General features: G+C 70.9%; 15 protein-coding genes. 4 read left to right on the forward strand and 11 right to left on the reverse strand.

From position 1 onward, the window contains the following. Nucleotides 1-45: 45 nt before the first annotated feature. The 6 genes from ACZ5AJ_RS04445 to ACZ5AJ_RS04470 all read right to left on the reverse strand — a co-directional run bounded on the left by ACZ5AJ_RS04445 (nt 46) and on the right by ACZ5AJ_RS04470 (nt 6,127). Nucleotides 46-861 carry a C2 family cysteine protease gene (locus ACZ5AJ_RS04445; RefSeq protein WP_464137438.1) on the reverse strand — a complete coding sequence of 272 codons (816 nt, stop codon included), beginning with the start codon at nt 859-861 and terminating at the stop codon, nt 46-48. 57 nt (nt 862-918) lie between these two features. Further along, a complete protein-coding gene (locus tag ACZ5AJ_RS04450) occupies nt 919-2,139 on the reverse strand; it encodes a pyrophosphate--fructose-6-phosphate 1-phosphotransferase (RefSeq protein WP_464137439.1) in 1,221 nt (406 codons plus the stop codon). A gap of 184 nt (nt 2,140-2,323) precedes the next feature. Then, nucleotides 2,324-3,124 carry a histidinol-phosphatase gene (gene hisN / locus ACZ5AJ_RS04455; protein ID WP_464137441.1) on the reverse strand — a complete coding sequence of 267 codons (801 nt, stop codon included), beginning with the start codon at nt 3,122-3,124 and terminating at the stop codon, nt 2,324-2,326. Nucleotides 3,125-3,187: 63 nt separating this feature from the next. Further along, nucleotides 3,188-4,231, reverse strand: coding sequence for a ribosome small subunit-dependent GTPase A (gene rsgA, locus ACZ5AJ_RS04460; RefSeq protein ID WP_464137442.1), 1,044 nt, complete (start codon nt 4,229-4,231; stop codon nt 3,188-3,190). Next, the gene (aroA, locus tag ACZ5AJ_RS04465; protein ID WP_464137444.1) at nt 4,228-5,556 is read right to left on the reverse strand and encodes a 3-phosphoshikimate 1-carboxyvinyltransferase; all 1,329 of its coding nucleotides are present in this window, start codon (nt 5,554-5,556) and stop codon (nt 4,228-4,230) included. Before aroA ends, rsgA begins: the two co-directional genes overlap by 4 nt. A gap of 4 nt (nt 5,557-5,560) precedes the next feature. Continuing rightward, nucleotides 5,561-6,127 carry a hypothetical protein gene (locus tag ACZ5AJ_RS04470; protein ID WP_464137445.1) on the reverse strand — a complete coding sequence of 189 codons (567 nt, stop codon included), beginning with the start codon at nt 6,125-6,127 and terminating at the stop codon, nt 5,561-5,563. A 265-nt stretch (nt 6,128-6,392) separates the two neighbouring features. Between ACZ5AJ_RS04470 and ACZ5AJ_RS04475 the strand changes: the two genes are divergently transcribed. Together ACZ5AJ_RS04475 and ACZ5AJ_RS04480 are read left to right on the forward strand one after the other, a co-directional pair. Further along, nucleotides 6,393-7,091 (forward strand): sigma-70 family RNA polymerase sigma factor, encoded by a 699-nt coding sequence (locus tag ACZ5AJ_RS04475; protein ID WP_464137447.1) that lies wholly within the window; start codon nt 6,393-6,395, stop codon nt 7,089-7,091. Beyond that, a complete protein-coding gene (locus ACZ5AJ_RS04480; RefSeq protein ID WP_464137449.1) occupies nt 7,088-7,435 on the forward strand; it encodes an anti-sigma factor in 348 nt (115 codons plus the stop codon). Before ACZ5AJ_RS04475 ends, ACZ5AJ_RS04480 begins: the two co-directional genes overlap by 4 nt. 170 nt (nt 7,436-7,605) lie before the next feature. On the opposite strand, the gene ACZ5AJ_RS04485 is transcribed toward ACZ5AJ_RS04480, so the two are convergent. The 5 genes from ACZ5AJ_RS04485 to ACZ5AJ_RS04505 form a co-directional block, all read right to left on the reverse strand. After that, nucleotides 7,606-7,680: a 50S ribosomal protein bL37 gene (locus ACZ5AJ_RS04485; RefSeq protein WP_370297284.1), complete on the reverse strand. Its 75-nt coding sequence runs from the start codon at nt 7,678-7,680 to the stop codon at nt 7,606-7,608. A gap of 109 nt (nt 7,681-7,789) precedes the next feature. Further along, entirely contained in the window at nt 7,790-8,434 is a 645-nt protein-coding gene (locus tag ACZ5AJ_RS04490; protein WP_464137450.1) for a GDSL-type esterase/lipase family protein, read from the reverse strand. A gap of 78 nt (nt 8,435-8,512) precedes the next feature. Continuing rightward, nucleotides 8,513-12,454 carry a multifunctional oxoglutarate decarboxylase/oxoglutarate dehydrogenase thiamine pyrophosphate-binding subunit/dihydrolipoyllysine-residue succinyltransferase subunit gene (locus ACZ5AJ_RS04495; RefSeq protein WP_464137452.1) on the reverse strand — a complete coding sequence of 1,314 codons (3,942 nt, stop codon included), beginning with the start codon at nt 12,452-12,454 and terminating at the stop codon, nt 8,513-8,515. 129 nt (nt 12,455-12,583) lie between these two features. Continuing rightward, nucleotides 12,584-13,696, reverse strand: coding sequence for a sensor histidine kinase (locus ACZ5AJ_RS04500; protein WP_464138689.1), 1,113 nt, complete (start codon nt 13,694-13,696; stop codon nt 12,584-12,586). A 68-nt stretch (nt 13,697-13,764) separates the two neighbouring features. After that, entirely contained in the window at nt 13,765-14,583 is an 819-nt protein-coding gene (locus ACZ5AJ_RS04505) for a response regulator transcription factor (RefSeq protein ID WP_464137453.1), read from the reverse strand. Nucleotides 14,584-14,846: 263 nt separating this feature from the next. Here ACZ5AJ_RS04505 and ACZ5AJ_RS04510 point away from each other — a divergent pair, with 263 nt between their 5' ends. Further along, on the forward strand, nt 14,847-15,689 hold the full coding sequence (locus ACZ5AJ_RS04510; RefSeq protein ID WP_464137455.1) for a M23 family metallopeptidase: 843 nt from the start codon (nt 14,847-14,849) through the stop codon (nt 15,687-15,689). Continuing rightward, nucleotides 15,686-16,738, forward strand: coding sequence for a tRNA (adenosine(37)-N6)-threonylcarbamoyltransferase complex transferase subunit TsaD (gene tsaD / locus ACZ5AJ_RS04515; protein ID WP_464137457.1), 1,053 nt, complete (start codon nt 15,686-15,688; stop codon nt 16,736-16,738). Before ACZ5AJ_RS04510 ends, tsaD begins: the two co-directional genes overlap by 4 nt. The last annotated feature ends 72 nt before the right edge of the window (nt 16,739-16,810 follow it).

The following is a 16,810-nucleotide window of genomic DNA, read 5'->3' on the forward strand; positions in this document are numbered from 1 at the left end:
ACCAGCAGGAGGCGCCCGACGGAACAGAGGAGACTGGACAGAGGATCAGCGCAGCGGGCGCGTCACGTCCAGAGACAGGAAGCCGCGGCGGAACGTCCGAGCATCGACGCGGAGGACGCGCGATGGCCTGACCGGGTTCCGCAGCAGCACATGCCCGCTCCTCTCGTCGGCGCCGACGACGGCATACACATGGCTGGGCGCCAGCGGGCCCTGCGCCGTGCGGATGCGGGCGCTGAGGGGATGGGTGGAGGCAGTGATCGCGCGCCCCTCACCGAGCCAGTCGGCCATGACCGCGGCAGAGGGCAGGCGCAGGAGGGTCCGGCCCGTCGATCCCAGCAGCAGCTGCAGGCCGTACCGTGCGACACCTCTCTGCAGGCATCCGTAGCCACCGGCTGCATGCTCAGCGATCGCCTTCTCGAGGACCCCGGCCCAGCCGGGCCCCGCGCCATCGCATCCGGCATACACGAACCGCCCTGAGGCGTCGACCGGCAGCGCCCGCTCCACTCGGATCGGGGAGCGCATCCCGGGGAGCCGGACCTCGACCGCGGTCCTGTCAGCGACGTCCGGCGCCACGTCGTCAGCCCGGTGCGCCGTCTCGTCGTCGGCGCCGAGGACGAGAGTCCGCAGGCGCTCGGGGGCGGTCTCGTGGACGGCGAGCATCGAGGCGATCACCCAGCAGTCCCCGAGCCGGCCCTGCCGGGGCCGACGATCCCAGTCCCAGGGGCCGGTGTCCGCGCGCAGCGCCACACCGTGCGGACCCCATCCGGTCTCGGAACGCGCTGCGCGCGCCCGCCCTCGAAGGGCGAGCGCGCGCAGGGTGCGGCGCCAGGTCCGGGGACGGGGAGCGTGCGACACGGTCATCGACCCATCATCGCGTCTCTCCCGAGGGTCGTCCGCACGACGCCGTCGGCCGATGGGTCAGTGCGCCTCGGCGGGGACGATCTTCTGACCGGTGCGCTCCATGACCTCGGCGAACCAGGGCTGGGAGATGTCGAAGGCCTTGTGCCCGGCGACGCGGGAGAACTCCACGGCGCGCAGGATGTTCCCCTGCTCCTCGTCATGACCGATGAGGCCGGAGCCGCCCTCCAGGGCGACCTGGACGGCCAGGTCGGTCATCGACTTGATCAGGCGCAGGTCGTCGGCGTTCGCCTTCGCGGACCGCGAGAAGTAGCCGGACTTCTGGACCATGACCTTCTCGGCGCCGAGCTTCTCGGAGAACTGCTTGGCGAACCACTGGCCGGGGTTGATCCTGTCGATCTTGACGTGGCCGAAGGGATCCTTCTCCGGCTCCTCGCCGCGGGCCTGCATCTCGGCGATGATCTCGGGGATCCCGGCTCCCTCGGACAGGAAGATGTTCACGCAGCCGGTCTCGTCCATGACCTTCTTCAGGCGCTCGGCCTCGGCGTCGATGTCCAGCGCGAGCTCCGGCAGGAACACGGCGTGGACGTCCCAGCGCTCGGCCTTGTGGCCGATCGACGGAAGCCAGGTCTGCTGGGCGTGCCACTGCTGGTAGTACTCGGCGGCCTGCGCGGTGAGGTAGCCGCAGGCGCGGCCCATGATCTCGTGGATGATGAGCATGCGCGGGTTCGAGCCGTGCTCGGCGATGATGTTCTGCGCGAAGATGCTGGTCTGCTCGGCGGCGGTGCGCGCACCGAGGGACTGGCGGATCGGGACGATGTCGTTGTCGATCGTCTTGGGCAGCCCCACGACCTGGAGGTCGTAGCTGTTGTCGTGGAGGTACTTCGCGAGATCCGCGGCGGTGGTGTTGGTGTCGTCGCCGCCGATGGTGTGCAGGACGTCGACGCCGTCCTCCTTGAGCTTGCTCGCGGCCACCTCGAGGGCGTTCTCGCCCTCCTGGATCAGGCCGCGGGCGACGAGGTCGGCGGTGTTGGTGAGCTTCACGCGCGAGTTGCCGATCGGGGAGCCGCCGTAGTTGTGCAGCACGTGGGCGTTCGCGCGGACCTCGTCGTCGACCACGATCTTCTCGCCCGAGAGCAGGCCCCAGTAGCCGTGCTTGTAGGCGATGATCTCGACATCGGGCACCAGCTCGTTGTACCGCTCGATGAGGCCGCCGACGGCGGAGGACAGGCACGGGGCGTAGCCCCCGGCGGTGAGCAGTGCGACGCGCTTGATCGTCATGGCGTAAAGGTCCCTTCGGGGTTCGGGGTCACGACAGGCCAGAGTCTAGCGACCTCGCATCCGACGGCGTCGGGGCGACCGTCCCTGAGGCCCGCCTCGGCGACGGGGCGACCGGGGAGGAGGCTGAGTCGCGTGCCGATCCGCCGCGCGGAACACCGTCGCCCGGTGCTCCGCCGCGCGGAGCTCAGTCGCGCGGCGTGCGCTCGGCGAGAGCGGAGAGGATCTCCTCATGGAGCAGGCCGTTGGTGGCGACGGCGCTGCCGCCGAAGGGACCGGGCTCGCCCTCGAGGGAGGTGAAGCGTCCGCCGGCTTCGGTGACGATCGGCACCAGCGCGACCATGTCGTGGAGATGCAGCTCGGGTTCGCAGGCGACGTCGACCGCTCCCTCCGCCACGAGCATGTAGGACCAGAAGTCGCCGTAGGCGCGGGTGCGCCAGAAGCGCTGCATGAGGTTGAGCATCTGCGGGAGGCGGTCGGTGTCGGCCCACCCGTCCAGCGAGGCGTACGACAGGCTCGCCTGCTCGATGCTCGAGACGGTGGAGACCTTCAGCGCGCTCGCGCTGGTGATGCGGGTGCCGGTCCATGCGCCGGCACCGGTGCCGCCCCACCAGCGTCGGGACAGCGAGGGCGCGGAGACCAGGCCGACGACGGGCTCGCCGTCCTCGATCAGACCGATGAGGGTCCCCCACACCGGTACCCCGCGCACGAAGTTGCTGGTGCCGTCGATGGGGTCGATGACCCACTGCCGGGGTGAGGAGCCGGTGCTGCCGAACTCCTCGCCGATCACCTGGTCGCGGGAGCGCGAGCGCTTGAGCTGGGCGCGCACGAGCTCCTCCGCCGCACGGTCGGCGTCGGTCACCTCGGTCATGTCCGGCTTCATGGAGACCTGCAGGTCCTGCGCCTTGAAGCGGGACATGGTGAGCTGATCCACGGCATCGGCGAGGACATGGGCGAGGCGCAGATCATCGGCGTAGCGGCTGGACATGCCCCAACTGTATGGCGCGCCGATCCCGGGTCCGGGGAGCGACGCGGGCCTGAGGCGGCCCTGTCAGACCGCCCAGGGGTCGTTGGCACGCAGTGCGACCGCGAGTCGCCGATAGGACGCGAGACGGGCGGGACCGGCGGTGCCGGCGCGTCCGTCCGCGACCAGATCGTCGAGCGCGCAGTCGGGGGCGTCCTCGAGGTGGGTGCATCCGCGCGGGCACTGCTCGGCGAGCTCGGCGAGATCCTCGAAGGCGTCCAGCAGATCGTCGGGGTCGACGTGCCCGAGCCCGAAGGAGCGCACGCCGGGGGTGTCGATCACCCAGGCGTCGCTCTCCGGCAGGCGCATCGCGAGCGCCGAGGAGGAGGTGTGCCGGCCGCGTCCGGTGACGTCGTTGACGCGTCCCGTGGCCCGTTGCGCCCCGGGGACCAGCGCGTTCAGGAGGGTCGACTTGCCGACGCCGGAATGGCCGATGAGAACGCTGATGCGTGAGTCGAGGTGCTGGCGCAGTGCATCGATGCCCTCGATGCCGCCGTCCGCGTCCTGGCGCGTGATCACATGCTGCAGGCCCAGCGGTGCGTAGGCGCGCAGGAACTCGTCGGGATCGCGAAGGTCCGCCTTGGTGAGCACGAGCAGGGTGTCGATGCCTGCGACATAGGCCGCGACCAGGCAGCGGTCGATCATCCCTCCGCGGGGCTCGGGATCGGCGACGGCGGTGACCATCACCATCAGGTCGACGTTCGCGACCAGCGGGCGCTCCGTGGGGTCGTCGTCGTCGGCGCTGCGGCGGAGGAAGGATCGGCGATCCTGGATCCGGACGATCCGGGCCAGGGAGCCGTCGCGCCCGGAGGTGTCTCCGACCAGTCCGACGAGATCGCCGGGGACGACGGGGGAGCGGCCCAGCTCGCGGGCGCGCATCGCGATGACGGTGCGCTCCTGGGGGTCTCCGGCGTCGACGACGGTGCGCCAGCGGCCGCGGTCGACCGAGACCACGCGGGCGACGACGGCGTCCTCATGCTTGGGCCGGTCCTTCGTGCGGGGCCGGGATCCGCGACGGTTCGGCCGGACGCGGACGTCGGACTCGTCGTAGTCGCGGACCGACCGTCTCACGGCTGTCCGCCCTCCGGCAGGCCGGTGTGGAGCATGGACAGCCACATCCCCACGAAGTCGGGGAGGGTCTTCTGGGTGGTTCCGATGTCGACGACCTGGACGTCGGGGACCCGCAGTCCGATGACGGCGCCGGCTGTGGCCATGCGATGGTCCTCATAGGTCTCGAAGACTGCTCCGCACAGAGCTCCCGGTGCGATCGACAGCCCGTCGTCGAGCTCGACGGTGGGAGCGCCGATCTTCGTCAGCTCGGACGCGAGCGCCCTGAGGCGATCGGTCTCATGGCCTCGCAGATGGCCGACCCCGGTGATCCGGCTGGGGGAGTCCGCGAGGGCCGCGAGCGCGGCGATCGTCGGAGTGAGCTCCCCTGTCGCCGAGAGGTCCGCATCGATGCCGCGGATGGCTCCCGTACCGCGAACGCACACCGCATCGTCCTCCCGCCAGACCTCACCGCCCATGCGCTCCAGGAGATCGCGATAGGCGTCCCCGGGCTGCGTGGTGGTCTCCGGCCAGTCGGCCACCGCGATGGTGCCGCCCGTGACCATGGCCGCCGCCAGGAAGGGGCCGGCATTGGAGAGATCCGGTTCGACGACGACGTCGCCGACGCGGATCGATCCGCGCCGGACGATCCAGCGGGGACGTCCGGTCTCGTCGGGCGCATAGCGTGCATCGACGCCGACGTCCTGCAGGGTCTGGACGGTCATCTCGATGTGCGGCATGGAGGGCAGCGACTCGCCGACATGGACGAGCTCGAGGTCCTCCTCGCAGCGGGCGCCGACCAGCAGCACGTTGGAGATGAACTGGCTGGACGCGGAGGCGTCGACCTCGACGCGCCCGCCGCGCAGCCGTCCCGTCGCGTGCACGGTGAAGGGCAGACGCCCCTCCTCCCCATGCTCGGTGACGTCGACGCCCTGCGCGCGGAGCACCTGGATGACTGGACCCATGGGGCGGGCCAGGGCCGTGTCGTCACCGGTGAAGCGGACGTCGCCGTGATGCAGGGCGGCCAGCAGCGGCACGAAGCGCATGACCGTCCCCGCGAGGCCGCAGTGGACCTCGATGGGTTCGGCGGGCGTGCTGGAGGGCGCGGGGATGGGCTCGACGTGCAGGGAGTCGTCCTGCGGGGTCAGCACCGCGCCCAGCCGTTCGAGGGCGTCGCGCATCAGCCGCGTGTCCCGGGAGACCAGCGCGCCGCGCAGGACCGATGGTGCATCTGCGATCGCAGCCAGGAGCATCCAGCGCGCGGTCAGGGACTTCGACCCGGGAACGCGCACCAGCGCGTCGACGGGCGCCTTCGCGACGGGGGCGCTCCACAGGATCTCCGACGTCACGGCCTCAGCCCTGCCGGGCGGTCAGGGACTTCTGAGCGTCCTGGACGGCGCTCTTCGCCTTCTTCTCGACCTTCCCGGCGGTCTTCTCGAGCTCCTTCTGCTTCTGCGCGGCGTTCTTCTGGGCGCGCGCGACGAACTGCTCGAGCTGGTAGCCGAGGGACGGCTTGCCGTCATGGTCGACGACCGCGAGGAGGACGCCCCCGAGCAGGCCGGCGTCGGTGACGATCGACTGCAGCTCCTGGAGCCGCTCCTCCCCGCTGAGCTCCCAGATCTTCCGTCGGCCGGCCCAGCCGACCGTGGTGGTGGCCAGCAGGACGACGGCCGCGGCGCGCGGGGAGCGGCCGGCGGCGTAGGCGATGCCGGCGCCTGCCGCGACAGCGCCCGAGACGCGAAGGATGGTCCGGGAGTCGATCACGGAGGGGACCGGCGAGGAGCCCAGGGCCGAGTCCGCGGCGGCGAACGCCTGCGGGAGGACGTCGAGGCTGCGCTCGGGACGCAGCGCGGTGCGGACCCCCTCGACGATGAAGGGGGCGGCGAGAAGGGGGCGGGCGATGCGGCGGACCAGGGCCATGGTGTCCTCACGTTCGAGAGCGGCTGTCATAGGCCGGCGACCGGGAGACGCCGGTCACCGATCGTCAGCCTACCGTGCAGGAGCACCGGCGCCGGGAACAAGCGGCGGGGTGAGGGCGTTGGATCGACCGGGCCCCGCGGCGGGGCCTCGCGGCATGCCCGGGAGGGCATCGTCCGATGGACCCGGAGACACGGAGGACCCAGCGCGGATGACGACGGCACTCCTCGACGCCGAGCGGCCCTGCTCTGGCGTAGGTTGGGACGCGATGACCCCGACCGACACCGCACCCAGTCCCGGGCCCGAGCGCACCCCGGAGCCCGCTTCCGAGCAGGCCCCGGAGCACTCCGGCGCCCGCCCGCTCCTCGGCGAGGACGGCCCCGCCGAGTTCGACTTCGAGGCCGAGGCCCTCTCGCACCTGGACTCCCTGTACGGCGGCGCCCTGCGCATGACCCGCAACCCGCAGGACGCCGAGGACCTGGTCCAGGAGACCTTCATGAAGGCCTTCCGGGCGGCCGACCGGTTCACCCCCGGCACCAACATGCGCGCCTGGCTGTACCGGATCATGACCAACACCTACATCTCCACGTATCGCCAGAAGCAGCGTCGCCCGAAGGAGTCGTGGAGCGACACCGTCGAGGACTGGCAGCTCGCCGAGGTGGAGTCCCACACCAGTCGCGGACTGCGCTCGGCTGAGACCGAGGCGCTCGAGAAGCTGCCCGACTCCGCGGTCAAGGACGCCCTGGCCGAGCTCCGGGAGGACTATCGGATGGCGGTCTATCTGGCCGACGTCGAGGGCTTCGCGTACAAGGAGATCGCCGAGATCATGGAGACCCCCATCGGCACCGTGATGTCCCGTCTGCATCGTGGGCGGCGTCAGCTGCGCGAGCTGCTGGCCGATCACGCTCAGCGCAGCGGTTACCTGCGAGGGAGCGCATCGGCGGGATCTGCGGAGGAGGAGCGATGAACCAGGAGACGCCGGATCGGATGATGTCGCAGCGCGATGCGGCCGCGCAGGACCGCGACCTGCGCTTCGGCCTCGAGGAGGCCGTCGACGGCGAGCTGCCGCGGGAGCTCGTCGAGAGGATGACGGCGCATGCGGCGGACTGCCCTGAGTGCGCTGACGAGATCGAGCGTCTGCGCCGCATCAAGGAGCTCGTGCGCCGCAGCTGCTGCGAACCGGCGCCCAGCTCTCTGCGCGAACGGATCGCGGTGCAGTGCCGCAGCGTCTCGGTCACCCGTCGCGACGCGGAGGGGACCACGACCGTGCAGGTGACCAGCACTCGATGGAGCAGGCCGATCGAGGGCTGAGAGCGCCGCCTCGCCGGGCGCACCCGCCGTCGGCCGGGTCTCGTCCGTGCCTCCGCCGGGCACTGACCGAGGCATGGATGCACCGAGGAATGGATGCACCGGGGCATGGATGCGACGAGGGCCCCTCCCGATCGGGAGGGGCCCTCGTCTCGCCTCGTCGGCATCACGGATCAGGCGTTGGGGCGCTTGCCGTGATTGGCGCCGCTCTTGCGGCGAGACTTGCGCTTGCGTCCACGCTTGCTCATCACGCTCTCCTTCCTTCGCCAGGGCAACCCGGCAATTCTGCCACATCGCGGACTGCGGTCGCCCGGGTGCCCACCGAGACGGCGCTCACGCGGGTGCCCGGGCGGGCGATCACGCCGACGTGCCGAGCCAGCTGCCGAAGCCGCCGTGGAGGACCAGCCAGGCCATCAGCCCGTAGCCCGTCTGCCCCGGATGGTCGCTGCGGGCGCGGGCGAGATCGCCCTCCCACTGCTCGTGGCCCTCGAGGCCGGCCACCATGTCGACATAGGGGATGCGGCGCCGTGCGCACACGTCCGCATAGGCGCCGGACAGCTCATGCACCGCCGACGTCAGCGCGCGATCGCGGCTGGGAGGAGGGCCGACGACGAAGGCAGGAATCCGCAGCCGCTCGAGGCCGTCGAGGACCTTCGCGAGGTTCAGGCGCGAGCGCGCGAGCGACAGCCCTGCGGTGACATCGGCGCGCCCCAGGGCGAGCACGACCCGATGGTCGATCGCGCCGTCGGCCTGCCCCTCCGCATCCGTGCGCAGTCGCACCTCCTCGTCCCACCGCTCCGAGAGATGGGCGGAGGTCTCCCGGGGCAGAGCAGAGACGAACAGCTCGAGGCGGCAGTCCGCGCCCTGCTCGCTGGCGACGGCTCGGCCGATCCAGCCCATCGCGCGAGCGTCGCCGATCCCGGCGAGGAGCTCGTCACCGAGAGCGATGACACGGATCCGCGGATCGGTGACGGGGCCGGTCGTCGTAGGTGCTGCGGGCACCGGAACCTCCTGGGCAGGGGACAAGGGATTCGACTGTAGCGGCGCGCCCCCGGGAGAGTCCGGGGGCGCGCCGAGCGATCACGCCTCGAAGGCGCGCACCAGCAGGTCCTCCTGCTCCGCCTTGTGCGTGGAGTTCGATCCGGTGGCCGGGGACGCGGAGGCCGGACGGGCCACCACCCGCAGGGTGCGGCCGACCGCCACGGCGAAGTTCATCGCCATGTAGCCCCAGGCTCCCTGGTTCTCCGGCTCCTCCTGGACCCAGGTGAGCGGGACTCCCGGGTACTGGTCGAGTGCGGCATGGAGCTCCTCGACCGGCATCGGGTACAGCTGCTCGAGACGCACGATCGCCACGTCGTCGCGCTCCAGCTTCCGGCGCCGCGCCACGAGGTCCCAGTAGACCTTGCCGGACGCGAGGATCACCTGGCGCACCCGCGAGGCGTCCACCTCGGAGTCCGGGATGACGGGCGCGAAGCCTCCGGTGGTGAAGTCCTCCACGGCGCTGACCGCGGCCTTGTTGCGCAGCATCGACTTGGGGGTGAACACGATCAGCGGACGGCGAGGCTCGGTCCTCGCCTGATGGCGCAGCAGATGGAAGTAGCTGGCCGGCGTCGACGGTGCGGCGACGCGCATGTTGTCCTCGGCGCACAGCTGCAGGAAGCGCTCGATCCGGGCGGAGGAGTGGTCCGGTCCCTGGCCCTCGTAGCCGTGGGGGAGGAGCAGGACCACGCCGGAGTTCTGGCCCCACTTCTGCTCGGAGGCGGAGATGAACTCGTCGATGATCGTCTGGGCGCCGTTGACGAAGTCGCCGAACTGCGCCTCCCACAGCACCAGTGCATCCGGGCTCTCGACCGAGTACCCGTACTCGAAGCCGAGGGCGGCGAACTCGGAGAGCGAGGAGTCGTAGACGTTGAACCGGCCCTGATGCTCGGCGAGGTTCGCCAGCGGCGTCCAGACCTCTCCGTTCTCGTGGTCGATCAGGACGCTGTGGCGCTGGACGAAGGTGCCGCGGCGGGAGTCCTGGCCGGCCAGGCGGACCCGTCGGCCCTCCATCAGCAGCGATCCGAAGGCGAGGAGCTCGCCGTAGCCCCAGTCGATGGAGCCCTCGAAGGACATCTGCCGACGCTTCTGCATCAGCTGGGCCAGCTTCGGGTGGACGGTGAATCCGTCGGGGACGTCCACGTGCGCCTCGCCGATGCGCTCGATCACCGAGGCGTCCACCGCGGTGGCCTCCGCATCGTCGGCCTGGCTCTGCCGCTGTGCGGTGGGCAGCTCGAGTCCCTGCACGGTGGCCGACGAATCCGCCGAGGCGGGCTCGGAGTCGGCGCGCGTCGCCGCGAAGGCGTCGTCCAGATGCTCCTGGAAGTTCCGCACCAGATCCGCGGTCTCGTCCTCGGTGAGGTCGCCGCGCTGGATGAGCGTCTCCATGTACTGCTTGCGGGTGCTCGGCAGATCGCTGATCAGCTTGTACATCTGGGGCTGGGTCATCGACGGGTCGTCGCCCTCGTTGTGCCCGCGCCGCCGGTAGCAGACCATGTCGATCACGACGTCGCGATGGAACTTCTCGCGGTAGCGGAAGGCGATCTCGGCGACGCGCACGCAGGCTTCGGGATCATCGCCGTTGACGTGGAAGATCGGCAGCTGCGTGGACTTGGCGACGTCCGTGGAGTAGAACGACGAGCGGGAGGAGTCCGGCAGCGTCGTGAAGCCGATCTGGTTGTTGATGATCACGTGGATCGTGCCGCCGGTGCGGTACCCGCGCAGCTCCGAGAGGTTGAGGGTCTCGGTGACCACTCCCTGCCCGGCGAAGGCGGCGTCGCCATGGATGAGGATCGGCACGACCGGGAAGTCCTCGGGTCGCTCCAGACGATCCTGCTTGGCGCGGGCGATGCCCTCGAGGACGGGGTTCACCGCCTCCAGGTGCGAGGGGTTCGCCGCGAGGTACACCTTGGTGCTCTCGCCGTCTCGAGCGGTGTAGGTGCCCTCCGTGCCCAGGTGGTACTTGACATCACCGGAGCCGAGGCTCGGCCCCATGTTGCCCTCGAACTCCTGGAAGATCTGTCCGTAGCTCTTGCCCGCGAGGTTCGACAGCACGTTCAGACGACCGCGATGGGCCATGCCGATGCAGACCTCGTCGATGCCCGAGTGCGCCGCTTCGTTCAGGACCGTGTCCAGCAGCGGGATGACCGACTCCCCGCCCTCCAGGGAGAAGCGCTTCTGGCCGACGAACTTCGTCTGGAGGAAGGTCTCGAAGGCCTCCGCCGAGTTCAGGCGGTCCATGATGTGGCGGAGCTCGGCCTTCTCGAAGGGCCGACGGGGCGTCTCCATCTCCCGCTGCAGCCAGAGCCGCTCCTCGGGATCGGAGATGTGCATGTACTCCACGCCGATCGTCCGGCAGTAGGCATCGCGCAGCACGCCGAGGATGTCGCGGAGCGGCATCTCGTCCTTGCCGCCCAGCCCCCGGGTCGGGAAGATCCGGTCGAGATCCCACAGGGTCAGGCCGTAGGTCTCGACGTCGAGATCCGGATGGTGACGGACCCGGTACTGCAGGGGATCGGTGTCGGCCATCAGATGCCCGCGCACCCGGAAGGCGTGGATCAGATCCATCACGCGGGCGAGCCGCTCCGACTTGGAGTCCTTGAACGGATTGTCCGGGACCCAGCGCACGGGCTGGTAGGGGATCCGCAGCGCCGCGAAGATGCGGTCGTAGAACCCGTCCTTGCCGAGCAGCTTGTCGGCCATGACCTTCAGGAACTCGCCGGAGGCGGCGCCCTGGATGATGCGATGGTCGTAGGTCGAGGTCAGGGTCATGACCTTCGAGACCGCGAGGTCGGCGAGCGTCGCAGTGCTCGCGCCCTGGAACTGCGCCGGGTAGTCCATGGCCCCGACGCCGACGATCACGCCCTGCCCCTTCATGAGGCGCGGGATCGAATGGACGGTGCCGATCCCGCCCGGGTTGGTCAGCGTGGCGGTCGTGCCGGTGAAGTCGTCCATCGTGAGCTTGCCGGCCCGGGCCTTCTTCACGACCTCCTCGTAGGCCCTCCAGAACCCGTGGAAGTCGAAGCGCTGGGCCCCCTTGATGTTGGGGACCACGAGGCCGCGCGAGCCGTCGGGACGGGGCATGTCGATGGCGAGGCCGAAGTTCACGTCCTCGCGCACGAGCATGACGGGCTTGCCCTTCTCGTCCACGTCGAAGCCGTTGTTGAGGTCGGGCACCTGCGTCATCGCCTCGACCATCGCCCATCCGATCAGATGGGTGAAGGACACCTTGCCCGCGCGGTGGCGCTTGAGATGGTTGTTGATGACGATCCGGTTGTCGAACATCAGCTTGACCGGCACATCGCGCACCGACGTGGCGGTCGGGACGGTGAGCGACTCGTCCATGTTGCGCACGACCGCGGCGGCCGGGCCGCGCAGCTTGACGACCTCGGGCTCGCGGAGCTCCACGGCAGGGATCTGGGACGTCGTGGTGGGGACCTTCGCGGGACGGTCCGACGTGGTGGAGACGGCGGAGGCCCTCGGAGAGGAGGCCGACGAGGTCGAGGCGTTCACGGGGGTGGGTTCCTTCACGGGCGGGACGGCCTCCGCTGACTTCGCAGGCGCGGAGGAGGGACGGGACGGGGACGGTGCCGGCGTCGTCGCCGGGGTGCTCCCCTTCTTCTGGGTCTGTGCACGGGCCTCGTCGGGAGCGGCGGCCGACGACGGCTCTCCGGCCGCCGACGACGTCGTCGATGGCGCTGTGGAGGCGGGCTTCGCGGACGTCGGTTCGGGCTCCGCAGGCGGGGAAGCAGGTTCGTAGGACCCCGACGTGGCCCGGGAGGGGGAGGGCTGCGCGGAGGCGGCGCCCTGATCGCCGGTCTCGGGGGTCGACGCAGCGGAGTCCCCGCGCGAGGAGGAGAAGTACTCCGCCCAGCTGGGATCGACGCTCGCGGGATCCTGCTGCCACTGCTCGCGGAGCGCGTCCACGAGCCACTGATTGGGACCGAACTCCGGGGTCTCCGGGCTCTGTGTCTTCTGTGACACTCTCAGATCGCCAGCCTTCTCACGGTCGAGTTCTGCGGATGGGGCCAGCCTAACGGAGCGGGGACCCCCTCCGGTGCGGTCCTGGAGGGAGGACCCGGACGGACCCTGATCCTGGTGGGCGGAATCACGTCATGCCTCGGGCGGGGCGTCCGCACACTGCCAGGGGTGGGTCGCCTCCTCCGGGTCCGGGAGCGTCACGCGGATGAGCGAGGATCGACCCTCGCGGGCGAGCTCGCTCCGAGGATCGTCGAGCACCTCGATCGTGCCGCCGTGCAGCCCCACCGCCCAGCGGGCGATCGCCAGGCCCAGGCCGGTTCCGCCCGAGCTGTCGGCCAGGCCCCCGCGCTGGAAGCGCTCGAAGACCCGCGACCGGTCCTCGCGGGCGATGCCGGGACCCTCGTCGTGCACGTCGATGCGCACGCCGCGATCGTCGTCCGCTCGAGCGGCCCGCACGTGGATGCGCCCTCCGCGCGGCGAGTGCCGTGCGGCGTTGTCCAGGAGGTTGTGGATCACCTGGTGGAGCCGTGCGGCATCGGCCGTGGCGCGCAGATCCGGTGGGTCGACCGAGACGCTCCAGCGAACATCCCTGTCGCCGGTGGCGAGGTCCGCGGCGTCGACGACCTCGTGCAGGAAGGGGGTCAGCTCGATCGGTTCGAGGTCCAGCTCGACGACTCCCGCATCGAGACGGGAGAGGTCCAGCAGATGGTCGACGAGGAGGGAGAGGCGCTCCGTCTCGGCCAGCGCGACCGACAGCGCCGCCGGATCGGGCCGGGTGACGCCGTCGACGAGGTTCTCGAGCTGGGCCCGCAGTCCCGCGACCGGGGTGCGCAGCTCGTGCGAGACGTTCGCGACCAGATCTCGGCGCAGGGTGTCCGTCTGCTCGAGCTCGGAGGCCATGGTGGAGAAGGCGTCGGCGAGCTGACCGACCTCGTCACGGCTGGCGGTGTGGATCCGCTGCGTGTAGTCGCCGCGCGCCATCGCCTGCGCCGCCGCGGTCATCTCCCGCAGCGGGGAGGTCATGCCGCGGGCGAGCAGCTGGGTGAACACGAGGGCGACGAGCACCACGAGCGGGATCGCCAGGAGCGGCTGCAGGCCGGCGCTGTTGCCCACCCAGGCGAGCAGCGCGGCGATCGTGACCACCGCGACCACCAGCAGGCCCAGCTTCACCTTGAACGACCGCACCCGGTCCAGGGGGCGCACGTCCAGCGTCTCCCCGACCCGGCGCCGGGCCGACGCGCCCATGCGGACCAGGCGGCGCTCCCCGTCGACCGAGGGGTCTCCCGACGGGGAGGACGGCTCGCGCCGCGAGGTCACGATGCCGATGGGCCGGAGCCCGCCGCGTCGTCGGCGCGATCGGAGCGGTCGGCGGGAGCCGCTTCGTCCTCCGCGTCCGCCGGATCCTCCGGGACCTCGAGCGCGTAGCCCACGCCGTGGACCGTGCGCACCAGGTCCGCGCCGAGCTTGCGGCGCAGCGCCTTGACATGGGAGTCGACGGTGCGGGTCCCGGTCGCGTCGACCCAGTCCCAGACATCGGCCAGCAGCTGCTCACGGGTCAGGACCGTTCCGGGAGCGGAGGCCAGGCACAGCAGCAGGTCGAACTCCGTGGGGGTGAGGTGGGCGGGCGCACCGGCCCGCATCACCCGGCGGCCGGCGCGATCGATGACGAGATCGCCGATCTCGAGAGCGACCTGCGGGTCGGCGGGCCCGGGCTGCTGGGCGGCAGGCGCGCGGCGGACCCGTCGCAGCAGCGCCTTCAGCCGTGCGACCAGCTCGCGCATGGAGAACGGCTTGGTCATGTAGTCGTCGGCGCCGACCCCGAGCCCCACGAGCATGTCGGTCTCGTCATCGCGCGCGGTGAGCATGAGGACCGGGACGGGGTCGGCGGCCTGGATCCGGCGGCACACCTCCAGGCCGTCGAAGCCGGGGAGCATGACATCCAGCACCACCACATCGGGGGAGGTCTCGGCGACGGTCCGCACCCCCGTAGGCCCGTCGAAGGCGGTGTGCACCTCCCAGCCCTCGGCGGTGAGCCGGTCGGCGATCGCGCGCGTGATGGTGGGCTCGTCCTCGATGACGACCACGCGCACGGGCGCGGGAGTGCTGCTGGCAGAGGCGTCTGGGCTCGGCATGGCGCCACTGTAGACCGAGCGCCCGGCGTGACCGTGCGAGATCCGTGGGAAGGGCGCGCCTCACAGGGGCAGGGATCGTCCGTCAAGAGCCCGCCACCCTTTAGGGCATGAGGGCAAAAACTTGGCAATGGAGCTGTTGCTTCCCCCGGTGAGCGCCCTCGTCGCCCTTATGTTGTTCGAGGTTCTTCGGTGACGCGTCCTTCCCATCCGGCGTCACGCATGGCCGGACAGACAGACGACGCAACCGGAAGCAGGTCGATCACGTGGCGAATCATCGCGCCGACGGACGCGCCTCGATGCGCAAGCCGGGGCTGGCAGGCGGCAACCACCGCGGTGCCGCCCTCCCCGCTCAGGCCGTCAAGGTCGGTGTCGTGGGGGCCCTCGCGACCGCGACGATCGCCGCCCCTCTCGCCGCAGCCGCCGCAGGAGTGGACGGGGATGTCCAGGCCGGTGCCGCACCGGTGAACCTGTCCTCCGTCCCGGCCCAGGCCGCCGCGTCGGTGACCACTGCGGCCGCAGCGCCGGTCGCACTTCCGGTCGCGAGCGTCAGCGCCGTCGAGACCCGCTCCGACGACGACTCGAGCCGCTCGGAGGAGCGCGGGTCGAGCGACACGGAGGCTGCCGAGACCGTCGAGACCGTCGAAACCGAGGGTATCGAGATCGAGGCCCCGGATCCGAAGGTCTACGACGAGAACGGCAATGTGCTCGACGAGTCCGCCTCCGGGTATATCTACCCGGTCAAAGCGTCCATCAGCTCGGGCTACGGCTGGCGCAACCACCCGGTGCTCGGCTACGCCAAGCTCCATGCCGGGGTCGACTTCGCCGCATCCTGCGGCGCCGAGGTGCATGCCGCCGCCGCCGGCACCGTGGTCGCCGTCGAGTACAACAGCTCCTCCGGCAACCGGGTCAAGATCGACCACGGCAACGGCGTGATCACCGGCTACTACCACCTCTCGGGCTTCAACACCCAGGTGGGCGCCACCGTGGAGCAGGGCGATGTGGTCGGGTACGTCGGCTCGACCGGCACGTCCACCGGCTGCCACCTGCACTTCGCCAAGATGGACTCCAGCGGCGAGTACTCCAACCCGATGACGCTCCTCCAGTGAGCGGCGCGCCCGTCGTCCTGGGCGTCGAGTCGTCCTGCGACGAGACCGGCTTCGGCATCGTCTCCGAGGGTCGCCTGCTGGGCCAGGGCCTCGCGTCGAGCGCCGCGCAGCATGCGGAGTTCGGGGGCGTGGTCCCCGAGATCGCCGCACGAGCCCATCTCGAGGCGGCGGTGCCGACGCTCCGTCTCGCCCTCGACGACGCCGGTGTCGAGCTGGGCGACATCACGCACGTCGCGGCCACCTCCGGTCCCGGCCTCGCGACGGCCGTCCACGTCGGCCTCGCCGCCGCCAAGTCCATCGCCTGGTCCCTGGACGTCCCGCTGTACGGGGTGCACCATCTCGCCGGGCATGCCGCTGCGGACACCCTCGAGCACGGTCCGCTGCCGGAACGCAGCATCATCCTCATCGTCTCGGGCGGGCACACCTCGATCCTCGCGGTCGGCGACCTCGTCCGGGACCCCATCGAGCACCTCGGCGACACGCTCGACGACGCGGCAGGGGAGGCCTTCGACAAGGTGTCCCGGCTGCTGGGTCTCGGATACCCGGGCGGTCCTGCCATCTCGCGCGCCGCCGTCGACGGAGATCCCGAGGCGTACCGGTTCCCGCGCGCGATGCTGCGTCCCGGGGATGCGCCCTACACGTTCTCCTTCTCCGGCCTCAAGACGGCTGTCGCCCGCACTGTCGAGACGATCGAACGCGCCGGGGAGCAGATCCCCGTCGCCGATGTCGCCGCCTCCTTCGAGCAGGCCGTCGTCGACGTCCTGGTCACGAAGGCGGTGCGTGCCGTGCAGGACCGCGGCCTGGACACGCTCGTGATCGTCGGCGGGGTCGCCGCCAACGCGCGCCTGCGCGCGGTAGCCCAGCAGCGCTGCGATCAGCTCGGGATCGAGCTGCGGATCCCCCCGATCCGCCTGTGCACGGACAACGGCGCGATGATCGCCGCCGTCGGTGACCTCCTCGTGCGCTCCGGAGCCCAGCCCAGCGGTCTGGGCATCGCCGCGGACCCGTCGGCGGTCCTGCATGGTGCGCAGCTGCCGCTCCTGCGGTGAGGTCGGTCTCACTCGAGGCGTGCAGGCCCGCCTGCCTGCTCCGAGCATCCCCCTCCGGTTGCTAGACTTCCG

The organism is Brachybacterium zhongshanense (genome assembly GCF_055385755.1).

Bases quoted from the DNA above. Each gene is read 5' to 3' on its own strand.
- ACZ5AJ_RS04445 (WP_464137438.1), bottom strand. From the start codon at position 861: ATGACCGTGTCGCACGCTCCCCGTCCCCGGACCTGGCGCCGCACCCTG.
- ACZ5AJ_RS04450 (WP_464137439.1), bottom strand. From the start codon at position 2,139: ATGACGATCAAGCGCGTCGCACTGCTCACCGCCGGGGGCTACGCCCCG.
- hisN (WP_464137441.1), bottom strand. From the start codon at position 3,124: ATGTCCAGCCGCTACGCCGATGATCTGCGCCTCGCCCATGTCCTCGCC.
- ACZ5AJ_RS04470 (WP_464137445.1), bottom strand. From the start codon at position 6,127: ATGGCCCTGGTCCGCCGCATCGCCCGCCCCCTTCTCGCCGCCCCCTTC.
- ACZ5AJ_RS04475 (WP_464137447.1), top strand. From the start codon at position 6,393: ATGACCCCGACCGACACCGCACCCAGTCCCGGGCCCGAGCGCACCCCG.
- ACZ5AJ_RS04480 (WP_464137449.1), top strand. From the start codon at position 7,088: ATGAACCAGGAGACGCCGGATCGGATGATGTCGCAGCGCGATGCGGCC.
- ACZ5AJ_RS04500 (WP_464138689.1), bottom strand. From the start codon at position 13,696: ATGGGCGCGTCGGCCCGGCGCCGGGTCGGGGAGACGCTGGACGTGCGC.
- ACZ5AJ_RS04505 (WP_464137453.1), bottom strand. From the start codon at position 14,583: ATGCCGAGCCCAGACGCCTCTGCCAGCAGCACTCCCGCGCCCGTGCGC.